General features: G+C 62.7%; 15 protein-coding genes. 5 read left to right on the top strand and 10 right to left on the bottom strand.

The window, feature by feature from the left end; translation table 11 throughout:
• Positions 1–1263 (bottom strand): D-alanyl-D-alanine carboxypeptidase family protein, encoded by a 1263-nt coding sequence (locus tag AC0L3C_RS00905; protein WP_473283079.1) that lies wholly within the window; start codon positions 1261–1263, stop codon positions 1–3.
• Positions 1264–1414: 151 nt separating this feature from the next.
• Between AC0L3C_RS00905 and AC0L3C_RS00900 the strand changes: the two genes are divergently transcribed.
• A complete protein-coding gene (locus AC0L3C_RS00900) occupies positions 1415–2371 on the top strand; it encodes an alpha/beta fold hydrolase (protein WP_473261235.1) in 957 nt (318 codons plus the stop codon).
• Here AC0L3C_RS00900 and AC0L3C_RS00895 read toward each other — a convergent pair.
• The 3 genes from AC0L3C_RS00895 to AC0L3C_RS00885 all read right to left on the bottom strand — a co-directional run bounded on the left by AC0L3C_RS00895 (position 2365) and on the right by AC0L3C_RS00885 (position 4662).
• Positions 2365–3300: a septal ring lytic transglycosylase RlpA family protein gene (locus tag AC0L3C_RS00895; protein ID WP_473261233.1), complete on the bottom strand. Its 936-nt coding sequence runs from the start codon at positions 3298–3300 to the stop codon at positions 2365–2367. The genes AC0L3C_RS00900 and AC0L3C_RS00895 overlap by 7 nt on opposite strands.
• A gap of 688 nt (positions 3301–3988) precedes the next feature.
• Positions 3989–4303 (bottom strand): hypothetical protein, encoded by a 315-nt coding sequence (locus AC0L3C_RS00890; RefSeq protein ID WP_473406914.1) that lies wholly within the window; start codon positions 4301–4303, stop codon positions 3989–3991.
• 41 nt (positions 4304–4344) lie between these two features.
• Complete coding sequence (locus tag AC0L3C_RS00885; RefSeq protein WP_473283075.1) at positions 4345–4662, bottom strand: DUF1476 domain-containing protein; 318 nt, start codon at positions 4660–4662, stop codon at positions 4345–4347.
• A gap of 249 nt (positions 4663–4911) precedes the next feature.
• On the opposite strand from AC0L3C_RS00885, the gene AC0L3C_RS00880 reads away from it, so the two are divergent.
• Entirely contained in the window at positions 4912–5136 is a 225-nt protein-coding gene (locus AC0L3C_RS00880; protein ID WP_473261226.1) for a hypothetical protein, read from the top strand.
• Positions 5137–5186: 50 nt separating this feature from the next.
• Here the strand turns inward: AC0L3C_RS00880 and AC0L3C_RS00875 are convergent, their stop codons facing one another.
• The 4 genes from AC0L3C_RS00875 to AC0L3C_RS00860 all read right to left on the bottom strand — a co-directional run bounded on the left by AC0L3C_RS00875 (position 5187) and on the right by AC0L3C_RS00860 (position 8721).
• Positions 5187–5378, bottom strand: coding sequence for a hypothetical protein (locus AC0L3C_RS00875; protein WP_007591059.1), 192 nt, complete (start codon positions 5376–5378; stop codon positions 5187–5189).
• Positions 5379–5507: 129 nt separating this feature from the next.
• The gene (locus AC0L3C_RS00870; protein WP_473261224.1) at positions 5508–6203 is read right to left on the bottom strand and encodes an endonuclease/exonuclease/phosphatase family protein; all 696 of its coding nucleotides are present in this window, start codon (positions 6201–6203) and stop codon (positions 5508–5510) included.
• Complete coding sequence (locus AC0L3C_RS00865; RefSeq protein WP_473406912.1) at positions 6203–8338, bottom strand: VTT domain-containing protein; 2136 nt, start codon at positions 8336–8338, stop codon at positions 6203–6205. Before AC0L3C_RS00865 ends, AC0L3C_RS00870 begins: the two co-directional genes overlap by 1 nt.
• An 86-nt stretch (positions 8339–8424) precedes the next feature.
• Complete coding sequence (locus AC0L3C_RS00860) at positions 8425–8721, bottom strand: hypothetical protein (RefSeq protein WP_473406911.1); 297 nt, start codon at positions 8719–8721, stop codon at positions 8425–8427.
• A gap of 327 nt (positions 8722–9048) precedes the next feature.
• On the opposite strand from AC0L3C_RS00860, the gene AC0L3C_RS00855 reads away from it, so the two are divergent.
• On the top strand, positions 9049–9255 hold the full coding sequence (locus AC0L3C_RS00855; protein ID WP_473261216.1) for a hypothetical protein: 207 nt from the start codon (positions 9049–9051) through the stop codon (positions 9253–9255).
• 41 nt (positions 9256–9296) lie between these two features.
• Here the strand turns inward: AC0L3C_RS00855 and AC0L3C_RS00850 are convergent, their stop codons facing one another.
• Positions 9297–10040 (bottom strand): DUF7168 domain-containing protein, encoded by a 744-nt coding sequence (locus AC0L3C_RS00850; RefSeq protein WP_473406910.1) that lies wholly within the window; start codon positions 10038–10040, stop codon positions 9297–9299.
• 525 nt (positions 10041–10565) lie between these two features.
• Here AC0L3C_RS00850 and AC0L3C_RS00845 point away from each other — a divergent pair.
• On the top strand, positions 10566–10745 hold the full coding sequence (locus tag AC0L3C_RS00845; protein WP_456764339.1) for a hypothetical protein: 180 nt from the start codon (positions 10566–10568) through the stop codon (positions 10743–10745).
• A gap of 14 nt (positions 10746–10759) precedes the next feature.
• Complete coding sequence (locus tag AC0L3C_RS00840) at positions 10760–11008, top strand: hypothetical protein (protein ID WP_473406909.1); 249 nt, start codon at positions 10760–10762, stop codon at positions 11006–11008.
• Between the two features lie 569 nt (positions 11009–11577).
• Here AC0L3C_RS00840 and AC0L3C_RS00835 read toward each other — a convergent pair.
• Positions 11578–11913, bottom strand: coding sequence for a hypothetical protein (locus AC0L3C_RS00835; RefSeq protein WP_473406908.1), 336 nt, complete (start codon positions 11911–11913; stop codon positions 11578–11580).
• Positions 11914–11984 lie beyond the last annotated feature (71 nt).

The following is an 11984-nucleotide window of genomic DNA, read 5'->3' as shown; positions in this document are numbered from 1 at the left end:
TCAGAGCTTCTCGGCGCCCGCACGGAACATGCCGATCACGAGCTCGCTGGCGCCGTCGATCGCACGGCGCACGGTCGAGCCGGTGCCGATCGCGTCAGCGGCATAGACCGGCGTCTCCACCGCGATGTTGCCGCTGCGCCAGACCCTGACCAGCCCGACCTTCTGGCCGGCCTCGACCGGCGCGCGCACCGGACCGCTATAGACGACGCGCGCGATCAGCTTGTCGCTGCCGTTCTTGTGCACCATCACTTTCACGGGCGTCTTGGCCACCAGTTTCACCGAGCGGCTCTCGCCGCCGAACACCTTGGCGTAGCCGACGGGCTGATCGGCCGCGATCAGCGTGCGGGTCTCGAAATTGCGAAAACCCCATTCCAGCATCTTCTTGGCTTCGGTCGCGCGATCTTCGGGGTCTTCCAGCCCGTTGATGACGACGATCAGCCGCGTGCCGTTCTGCACCGCTGAGCCGACCATGCCGTAGCCACCTTCCTTGGTGTAGCCGGTCTTCAGACCGTCGGCGCCTTCCATGGAATTGAGCAGCGGATTCCGGTTGGGCTGGCGGATCTTGTTCCAGGTGTATTCCTTCTCGCCGAACAGTTTGTAGAATTCGGGGAAGTCGAGAATGATGTGCCGGGCAAGGATGCCGAGCTCGCGCACCGTCATCTTGTTGGCGGGGTCGGGCAGACCGTTGGAATTGCCGAAGGTCGATTTCGTCAGGCCAAGCTCACGGGCGCGCTTGGTCATGAAGTCGGCGGCGAAAATCCGCTCGTTGCCCGCCATGGCTTCGGCGAGCGCAATGCAGGCGTCGTTGCCGCTCTGGATGATCGCCCCGTGCAGGAGGTCGTCGACTGTGACCTTGCTGTTAATCGCGGCGAACATGGTTGAGCCGCCGGAGGGCGCGCCGCCCCTGCGCCAGGCGTTCTCGCTGATCCGGTATTCGTCGGTCAGCTTGATGTCGCCCTTCTTGATGGCGTTGAAGACGACCTCCGCAGTCATCAGCTTCATCATGCTGGAGGGCGCGCGCAGCTCGTCGGCGTTCTTCTCGAACAGCACGCTGCCGCTGGAGGCCTCGATCAGGATCGCGGTCGGGGCGTCGCCGTCGAAGCCGGAATCATCTGTTTTCTTGGCGCCCTGGACGCTCTGGTTGGCCGCGTAGAGCGCTCCGCCCCAGCCGATGGTCGCCACCAGAGCCGTCGCGATCAGCCCGCGCGCCAGCGCTCCGGCGGTGAGCCGGGTGCGCCCAAACGAGGAAAGATGAAATTCCATGGCCAAGCCCTGAGAGCGGCGTTCTAACAGTTGGAGCCGGTGCGAACAACACGGGGTGGCCGCTTGTCCCGAGATTGCACGATTCTCGTCCGGCCCCTATCGTGGCACCTCAGATTTTCTGACCAAACCCCTGAAACAAGGCGGAAAAGCGATGTCCTCCACCCGCGTGATCAAGGCCAACGGGATCGACCTGTTCATCCGCGAAGCCGGTCAGGGGCCGCTGGTGGTGCTGTGCCACGGCTGGCCGGAACTCTCCTACTCCTGGCGCCACCAGATCCCGGCGCTGGCGCAGGCCGGGTTTCGCGTCGTCGCCCCCGACATGCGCGGCTATGGCCAGAGTTCAGCGCCGCCCGAAGCGACGGCCTATTCGATCTTCGACACAGTCGGCGATATCGTCGGCCTCGTGCAGGCGCTTGGCGAGACCAAGGCCATGGTGGTCGGCCACGACTGGGGTGCACCGGTGGCCTGGCACGCGGCGCTGTTCCGGCCTGACATCTTCACGGCGGTCGCCGGCCTAAGCGTGCCGCCGCCGTTCCGCGGTCGCGGCAAGCCGCTCGACCTTCTGCGCCAGGGCGGCATCACCAATTTCTATTGGCAGTATTTCCAGGCGCCCGGCGTTGCCGAAGCCGAGTTCGAGCGTGACGTCGCGCGCACCATGCGCATCGTGCTCGGCGGGCGCGGCCTTGCCGATCCCTCTGCGGCCATGTTCGTGCAGGAGGGCAAGGGATTCCTCGGCCACGGCAACCCGGAGGAGCCTTTGCCGGCCTGGCTCACCGAGACTGACCTTGCCTACTTCACCGAAACCTTCCGCAAATCCGGTTTTCGCGGCGGGCTGAACTGGTATCGCAACCTCGATCGCAATTGGGAGCTGACGGCGCCGTGGCAGGACGCGCAAATCCACCAGCCCTCGCTCTTCATTGCCGGTTCGAAAGACGCCGTCATCACCGGCCTGATCGGAGCCAAGCGCGTCAACGAGCTCGTGCGCGTGCTGCCCAATTTGAAGCGAAAGCTGATCATCGAGAGCGCCGGCCATTGGGTCCAGCAGGAGCGGCCGGACGAGGTGAATGCGGCGCTGGTGACCTTCCTGAAGGAAAGCGCGGCTCAGTAGAGGCCGCGGCCGCTCAGGATGCCCCGGGCCTCGGCAGCGCCGTCCGAGGCGTAGGCGCCGGACGGTGCGCTCTCGGTCGCATAGCGGCCGTCCCCGTCATAGGACACGGCGTGGGCGTTCTGAAGCGCCCGGCCCCGGTTGCGGCTCGAGGCCGACATTTCCGAGGTCGCACTGAGTGAAGCCATGTCGGCGGAGGTGTTGCCGAGATTATAGGGCCGTCCCTCCGGCGTCGGAACTTCGCCGCGCATGGCGCCGCGGTTCGACGACGGCAGCTCCGGCACGAAGGGTCTCGCGGAGGCGACCCGGACCATCGAGGGTGACGGCGCCGGGGTCCCGGTGCGCAAGGTGGCCATCAACTGGCGGTCGTCGGAGCCTTCCAGCGGCGCCCGGCCGACATATTCGACACGAACCTTGGCGATGCCATTGCCTTTGAATTCCAGCAGTTCGGCGGCCTTGTTCGAGACGTCGATGAGCCGGTTGCCATGATAGGGCCCGCGGTCATTAACGCGGACGATCAGCGACTTGCCGTTCGAGACGTTGGTCACCCGCGCATAGGACGGCATCGGCAGGGTCGGATGCGCCGCGGTCAGCGAGCCCATGTCGAACACTTCGCCATTGGCGGTCAAGCGGCCGTGGAAGTCGTCGCCGTACCAGGACGCCATGCCCTCGGCACGGTAGTTGACGTCCTCTTCGGGCACATAGGTCCGGCCACCTACCACATAGGGCTTGCCGACGCGGTAGGCGCCGCCGCCCTTCGGGACCGGATCACCCAAAGCCACGACCCGGGGGCTCGAGGACACGCCGTATTTCGGATCGACCCGGCTGGCGAATTTGTTGGAGGACGCGCAATTGGCGAGCGCAAGGCAGGTCGCGACCGCCGCAGCAGCGCGCGCGGCCCGCAAAACCGAATCTGAACGTCGGATCCCCATTCGCCCCAAATACCACTTTGCCGGAGGCGTACCTAACCCGCTTTGGCTACGGGGCAGCGCTATCCGGTCCTTTGCTCCGAGGCGGCCCACCACCGCATCGGAAGTGGTAACGATAACGCAACCCGAACACGGCGGAAATGGGGAGCGCACAGCGTTCACGCCGGGATGGTAAACGGGGCGTATGCGTTCGCCCCGTTGAACTACGGGGCGCGGGCGCCCTGCTCCGTGCCACGGCCGGACATTCTGTTGCGCCAAATCCTCACTCCACCCCCATTGTCGCGCCGCTCACTGGAATTCTTTTGACTGTGCAAGGCCGCCCGCGTTTTCTCGCGTGCAGGGCGGAATGGAATGAGACGATGATCGAGACGGTTTCGGCACTGATGGGTTTGGTAAGCGCGGGGATCTTCCTGGCCCATGCGTTTGAAGGTTACCGCACGAGGGCCTGAGGCACTCGCGCGGACGGCAAGCATCACCCTTTCAAGACGGCGCGTTCGGACATTTTTAATCGATCCGATCGAGCATCGAAGACGAGAGCGGCAGGTGTCCCATGCGCAACCATGACCTCGTATCCCATGACCTCGTATCCGGCGGCTTCCTGGCATTGACCGCCGGCGGTTTGGTCCTGCTGTGCTCCAGCCTCGTGGCATTGGCCTTCGCCTGAGCAGCCGGCACTTCCCGACAAATACGCTTACCGCAGTCCAAGCAGCGAGCGCCGATAGAGGCTGTCACGGGCTTCGCTCAGGCAGACGAAGCTGCCGTCAAAACTCTGGCCGTACCGTTTCTGGCCTTTGCCGTAGTAGATGCCTTTTCTGAAATCGAGCCAGACCACCCGGTCGTGCGGGCAATGACGCTGCGCCTGCGCCTCGTAGCGAAATGGCGTCAGCGGCGTGGCCGATACCTCAGCGGCGCTGCAGCCGACCAGGATCGCAGCAGCGAGCGCGATCACGCCGGGCCATTTGCCGAGGCTGCTGCAAGATACTCCGCAGGATAGTCCGCAAGCCACCACCCGCCTCCCGATCCCAGCCGTCGAGGGCCGGCTTTGTTTCACTTATCCGCTTCGAGCTGCTGTAACACGTGGTGCATGCATTCCTGAAGCTTGGCTGCGACCTGGTCGCGCGCGACGCCTTTGGCGGCAAGATCGCCTGCCACCTTGTCGAGGATCTCGTCCATCGACTGATTCTCGAGATGGTCCGTCACCAGCGCCGTCGCGTAGCCGGCTGCGGCATCGCCGCTGAGGCCGAGCTGGGTTGCGGCCCAGAGCCCGAGCAGTTTGTTGGACCGGGCCGTGGCCTTGAACATGAGCTCCTCGTCGTGGACGAATTTGGCCTCGAAGCCCTGCTCGCGCTTGTCGAACGTGGTCATGGTCAGCTCCATTGTCGTTTTCGCTGATCGGGATCGGACTGGCTGGAAGCGAACGTCTCCGCGGTTCAAATCAGGATCATGTGAAGCTTCCGGCGGAAGCCAAATGCCGTCAAGCCCGCTGGGCGTGCCGACCGGGCGTGCGCAGGACACAGACCAGCTCCACGCCAGCCAGTTCTGCTAGGCAGGGATGTTTACCGTTCATTAAGCAGACTCAGCGCCGCATGGCCGGGGGACATCGAGAGCTGACGCATGAACAAAGAACTGCGGGAGTTTCGACGGCTTGAACGGGTCTGCCTGGAGCAGGCAGCCCTCTCCACCATGGACCTCGCGCGAAGCGGGTTGCTCAAGGTCGCTGACGATTGTCGCGTCGCAGCCGAAGCGATTGAGGCGCAATCGCCTCGCAGACCTTTCGCAACTGCCGTTCAGGCGCTGAAGCAGGCGTTGAGCGTGACGCGCGTCCCTCACCGGCACTAAGGACAGCGCTCGCGGGCAAGGACATCTTTGAGGGGGGCGACCGCGTGCGGTCAGCCCTTCGCTTCCGTCTGTTCACGTGCCAACCGTTCGGCCCTCAGCCGTTCCTTATTGGCATAAAACGCCTTCTGCGCCGCCTCATGATCGCGCATGGCTTTTTCGGCTTCGATACGGCGTGTCGCATCGCGCGCCTGCCGCTGTTCGGGGGTCAAGGGCTTGCGCCGGTAGGAAATGTCTTCCGTCATGGCCAGACAACGCGGAGGTCAGGAAAGGGTTCCCCTTGGTCCCGCCGGGCGGCACGTTGGGCCGACTGTACAAATGTGCGAAAACAACCCCATGCACAGTAGCCAAGTGCTTCTGCAGATAGCACTTTTTCATCGCGCTGACGGTGCGTTCGACTCGGCTGGGATCTCGATGTCGGCAATAACAGGTAAATGGTCTGAATAGGCCCTCGCCCCTTCGTCGGTCCAAACCTTCCCGATCGGGCTGTCGGACGTCGCATAAATCCGGTCAAGCCGCAGCAGCGGCAGATGCGACGGGAAAGTTCGCAGCCGCGTACGGTTCGGGCAGACCTGCGCGAGCACGCGCCGCACCGATTTGATCCAGAACCAGTCGTTGAAATCCCCGAGGACGACGGTCCTTGCAGGTTTCACCAGGCTCACCAGCGCCCGAGCTTGCGCGTGACGCTCGTGGATGCTCAAGCCGAGATGCGTGGCCACCACACGGACATCGCCGACCGGCGTCAGCAGTCCCGCGGCGATCGCTCGGCGCGGCTCGCGCTCACGATACGATACGTCGACGATCTCGGGGGGGCCGGAGAATGGGAAGCGGCTCAGGAGCGTCTGGCCGTATTCACCATCGGCCGTGACGATCGACTTGGCGTGAACACGGTGATCGCCGACGACACTCGCCAGCTTCGCAAACGGATCGTCCGATCGGGATCGCGAATCCACCTCCTGAAGCGCGACGACATCGGGAGCCCATTTGCGAATGATGGAACAGATACCCTCGAGATCGAATTTCGGATTGAGATTGAAGGTGCCATGCACATTCCATGTCATGAAGCGCATCAGCGCCTCCCGGCGAGCCACGTCGCGACGAATTGCGCGCCTGCGCAGATCGCGAGCCAGCCCAGGAACGCCAGTGCGAGCAGCAATATGTTGAGCCAAGACGCATTCCTGGCGAGATCTGCGATCTGAGCACCCAAAACGGCCATGGCGAGAATGCCGGGCGTCATGCCGAGCAGCGTTCCGACCAGGAAGTCACGCAGCGGCAGCGTGCTCGCGCCAGCCACGACATTCACCACCGAGAACGGCGCGATCGGAATCATCCGGATGATGACGACAGCCAGAATGCCCTTGCCGACAACACGCTCCTGGATGCGCGCGATACGTCGTCCGAGCAAACGCTGGAGGCGTTCGCGGCCGAGTGCCCGACCAATTGCAAAGAGGACAAAGGCGCTGAGCACGACGCCCGTCATGGCGGTGACGAAGCCCAGCCACGGCCCCAGTGCGGCAGCAGTTGCCGCAATGAGCACGAGAACCGGAAACACGACCAACCCGCCGACGACGAAAGCTGCAATCGCGAATGGCGGCCCCCAGACGGACTGCGAGTAGGCAGACAGCAACGTCGACATTCGGCCCGCGTCGGCAAAATCGCTCAAGGACGTGTATGACCAGGCCATCGCCAGTCCAAAAAGCGCCACGGCTATCGATACCATCCCGATGATCGTCTTCGTGTTCCACATGCGAGATGCCGCCCGCTCCAGATGAAGAGGCCGCTCAGGATCCGCCACGGGCTGAACCATTGTGGCCAGAGTGCTGGTCAGCACCGAGGATTCCACGTCCCGCAGGGCCTTCGTCCCCCTGGCCTTAGAGACGTCGTCCAGGAGCGCAAAAAGACGATCCTCGTTTTGCGCGACGGCCTGTTCATCGAGACCGCAGAAATGGCCGATGAGGCGACGGCGGACCGAGGCGATGAAATTTCGATGCTCGTCTGAGGCGGCTTCAAAGATCAGGTCACACTCGCTGTCGGCGCCCATCGATCGATTGTTCAGATTGGCCGAACCGATCCGCAAGATCCGATCGTCGACGACCATGAGCTTGCTGTGCACCATCACGGCCGATTCCGTATCCCCCGTCCGCGACACCGGGTAGACGAAGCGAATGCGATCGGCGACGCCGGCCGAACTGAAGCAGTCGATGAAAGCGCCCCGGCCGTTCTGCATGGCCTGGGATTCCAGCCACGAGGAATGCAGTTTCGGCGTGACGACCACAACCCGAAGCGAAGGCACGCGCAGCATCTGCTCCGCCAATTCGCGCGCGATCTTGGTGGCGCTGGTGAACTGGTTCTCGATGTACACGAAGCTCGTCGCGGACCGGATTGCTGCGATCAACGAGCGTTCGACCTCATGAGTGCCAGCACCTGCGGGAAAGACGACCTCGGTCCTGGCGATACCCACGGGCAAGTGCTCGGCCTGCACCGGCACCGTCTCCGGCCACCGAATGCCCTTCCGTACGCGCCGATCATCAGGCTGTCGGCCTGCCGCGCGCCAGCGTTGCTCCACGAGGTCGAACAGCCACGCCGCCGCGTCGCCGTCGACCAGGCATTGAACATCATGAAACGGCAGATATGGCTTGCCCTGGGGATCACAGCGCGAGGCGTGAGCGGCGCGATGATCACTGGTGTCCCAGCGCCTGATCGTCAGATCGAGCCCGCCGACGAACGCCAGTGAGCCGTCGACACAGACGATCTTCTGGTGTTGGGCGGACCCGAATGGAAGCGTGGCATCCAGGTGAAACCGGACGCGGCCATCTGTGTCGGCGGTAAACTTGGCCGCGGAATTCCATTCCCTCTCGGAGGCGTAGAACGAGACGAAGTCCCAGACGAGAATGTTGATCCGCAAGGTGGGACGTCGTTGGACCAGCGCGCGCAGCAATGGGCCGAGCTGTTCCGGCAAGCCATCCTCCGCTCGTCCGGACTCGCCGACCAGCCTGGTCTCGCTATGGATATCCCACCCGACGATATAAACGAGATCCTGCGCCTGCAGCAGGGCCTGCCGCAGGGCCGCGAAATAAGCGGCGGCATCGTTCAGAACCGCCACGCGCCGCGCCTCGCAGCGCCGCCAGACGGTGTCGCCGGGGATCAGGGTCGATGAGCTCTGAAGCAGGGAGACCTCGCAAATTGCGTTCGCGTTGAAACGCATTGAACGCGCAAGGGGTTCCCCAACTCAGCCCCGGGAGTCACTGTTCAGCGTGTGCGGATTCCGGCGCCCACAGTCTCCCCTCGCCGCTACTTGGTTCGGACCGCCTTTGCACCTGCGCCTTTCAAGGCGTCCGCGATCTTCTCGGGCGCGTCGCCGTGGAAATCCACGGAGACCTCGATCGGGCCTTCCAGCTTCTGATGCCCCTCCGGCGCAGGCGCGGCCTTGGCGTCAGGACCGGCCGGGCGTGTCCCCGATGTGTTCGCGCCACCGACGGCCTGGACGAAGACGTCGCTTCGCGGCACGCCGCATTCCTGCACGACATGCTCAACCGCAAGCTCGGCGCCGCGCCGCGTGTCGAATTCTCCGATGATCGTGCTTTCCAAGGGCGCCCTCCGTTGCTGGACCAGCGAACAACAGGCCAGCGAGGGCGAGGTTCCTGAACGCGCGAGCGTTTAAAACCGAACGATCCCCAACATAAAAAGCAGCGCGAGAGTGATCAATCCGGAGACCAGCAGCGAGCCGAGGCATCCCAGCCGGTTCGAGAAAAAGAAGAACATGCGTTGCCCATCCCATAGCTTCGTGCCGGGCTAAGTTCTCCCATTCGACAGCGTTCCTGGCGGCGTTTTGGGACACGCGAACAAGAACTAATCCAAGAATCAATCCAAGGACCAATCCAAGAACCAATCATTGCGCGCGACGTTGAGTCCGCGATGTCAGACGCTTTTGATTATTTCCGAGCGCACGCGGTCCGGGCCCTTTGCAAGGCCCGGGCGATGCCGCGCGGACGCATGAAACATCTGCAAACCATCGTGGCCCGGATCTACCATTTGCTGACCAAGGAGGCTGCGTACGGGCCGAACCTGCAGCATATGGACGACTTCCGGGCAGCCCAGAAGCTCGAGAAGTCCATCGACTGAACTGCGATGACGGTGACGCTGCACGGCCTCGCCCGACGCGTTCAACTCCGTTTGCAAGCTGTCCCCGCCTGCGACTCGCCAAGCCCGGGATTGATGGCGAGCGACGCTCCGGCGGCGCCGCCGGCTTCATAGGCCGTCATCGACACCATCCGGCTGGCGCTGCGCTGGGTCCGCATCTTCAGGTCGAGCTTGTCAAATTCTGCATCGACCACCGAGGTCTTGAGAACCACGAGCCCGCGACCGGAGCTTTCGTTGACCTGATCGCGACTGGCCTTGATCGCCACCAGCCTGTCCGCGATCGACGCCACCATGCCGAGCGCGAAGGAGGCATTGGCCAGGTGCCGCTCCTGGTGCCGGAACCCAGAGTAGTCGACCGAGGTCTTGAAGCGGCCGAGCTCAGTGCGCACGGCGCCGTCGATCAATTCGGCCAGATAATGCGCGACCTCGATATCCGCGCCGAGACCGAAGAACACATAGCGGTTTTCGCCGGCCGGGCTCTTCTCGCGCCAGACCCGACAATCGCAGAAACGAGCGATCGCGCCGATGCAGTCGTCCAGCGGAATGCGCTTCTTGCGAAAAGTCTCGTAGACCCTCCGTTCGCATGGCGAAGCCCGCAGTTCCACGTCCGAGAGCGACAAATCGTGGCGATCCAGCAGCTCGGCAACCTTGGCGGCGGCAGACAGCGCCTCGTCCTCGGTGCAGCCATTGGCGATCGTCTTGGCCCGCAACGCCTGAATGCGGAGTTTCAGCTTGTCGAGTGCGGCTGGATTGGAGGTCTGATGCACTGATTACCTGTCCGGGTAAACCCGACGTATAGAACCCGGTCGGATAGACTGGCGGAAGGGGTGTCTTGTCAACTGTATTGATCTTCGACGCTTTTTCGAACGGACCTCGCTCTCCTTCTACCGTGCGGTGCACGACCTCGCCGCACTTGATCGTAACATGCAGAGACGAGGCTTCACTCCAATCGACGCTCTCGCTCAAATTCTACCGCAACTGACAGATCACCGTTCGGAAGCAGACCACCACAAGCCGAACGAGGTTGCGCCTTGGCTTTGGCGGCTGCGTCGTGTTCACAGTATTTCGAGCTTGCAGTCAGCGGGCTTTGATCCCTGCGCTTGCTGAGGTTAGTCGCGGCAGACTGGTGCATTGAAAGACGCAGTGATCAAGGCCGTCGATGGGTTTTGTGCCGCGACACATTCCTGAAGGGACTAGCCTTCGCTGTTAAGGTTTAGCGGTCAGGTTAACTCCGGCGAACGTTTTGCTGAGAGCGTCCAATTCGATATGACCTCGAGCAGAGGAATATTCGAATGTCCACTAGGACCGCATTTCAGACTGCAGATGCAGACGAGCCCCACAACTTTTTCGATATCGCCATTCCCCTCACCTTCAGCGCTGTAGCCGTCCTGGCCACAGCTGTTTCGCTGGAGGCGATTGGGTTCATCGCTTGGCAGCCAGCCACCTTTTTGGTTGCCTATATCTTTGGCTGACGCGATTGGCTGGCATGAGCGAGTTCGAAGGCCTATCTGACCAGTTCATTCTGCGGATGCACGAGTTCATCCGTCAAGAGGTGCAAGCAGATAGGCTAGCCGGCACGCGTTTTGTCGGATTGCCAGCGAGGCTGCGCGCGGAGGCTCTTGCACGCGAAATCGAGCGGCGCGATTTGTTTAGCACGGCAATTGACTGGCCTCAGCATCTTGAGCCTGGAGCGGACAAATACGCGCCGACCATTGGACACCGGAAGACGATCTAAAAGGCTCTCGCCTAGCGGCCTCGGTCTAACCAGTCCCCGGCCCCTCTGAGCCGGGGCCGTCTCTCCATGAGACTACCGCTGGGTTGGCGCCTCGCGCAGCTAACTCCCGGTCCAAATCTTTCAGGCGCCGGAGCAGGTTCTCGACGATCTCCATGCAATCGGAAAGTCCCAACGATTGCACGCCGCGCGCCGCTAGCTCGCGCTCCAACATGGCGGCTATAATGATTTGAATGCTCACAAATTCTCCGCCGGCTTCGCCCCAGAGACGGTACGGCTCAACTTAAAAATGGGTTTCGCTAAAGCGAAAGGCCGCAGGGTGGTTCCAGCCCCCACTGCGGCCATCCCGGGCAAATTAGAAACTGGTACTTAAATCTCGCCGGTGTTCTCACAGTAGAACACCGTGTTCCGAATAAGGATTCCGTAAGACTACCGGAATTCCAAGCGGCCCGGATTGTCACCCGGAAGAGGAAATGGCACCGGTTCCTTACCAGCCCCATGCTCCCGGCTGCGGATCAGAGCGCCGGGAGCGACGCTAGGCGGTACGTAGACTTCCCATATTCCAGGGTCCCCTACCGCCACAGCCGGCGCGTGATGTAGAACAACGCCGCAAGCGGGACGCCCACCAAGACACCCAGCATGCCGTACGACGTGACCAGCAGCGCAGCACCAAGCGGCCCCGCACTTGTCGCAAATCCATAGGCTGCGCCTAAGCCTCCCAGCGTCCCGGCAAAGACGACCATGTTGCGGTCGTTGCGCGCCTCGACGTTATAGATCGGGGGCCTTTTGCGGTGAAGAATGGGAGGGCCGAACGGCACCTTCGAGCCGCAATTTGGACAGGCCGACGCACTCGCTGACACCGGGTGGTCGCAGTCGCAGCAATCGATCAGCTTTTTGGTCCTTCCCATGCTGCAAATCGTAGCGGCGGGGCGGCCAGTCCACAAGTTCGGCAGCTACTCCCAGCTCACGTCCTGCATGA

This window comes from Bradyrhizobium sp. WSM4872, assembly GCF_055811715.1.
Note: the sequence above shows the minus strand (reverse complement) of the source record. Positions and strands in the feature narration are given on the sequence as shown.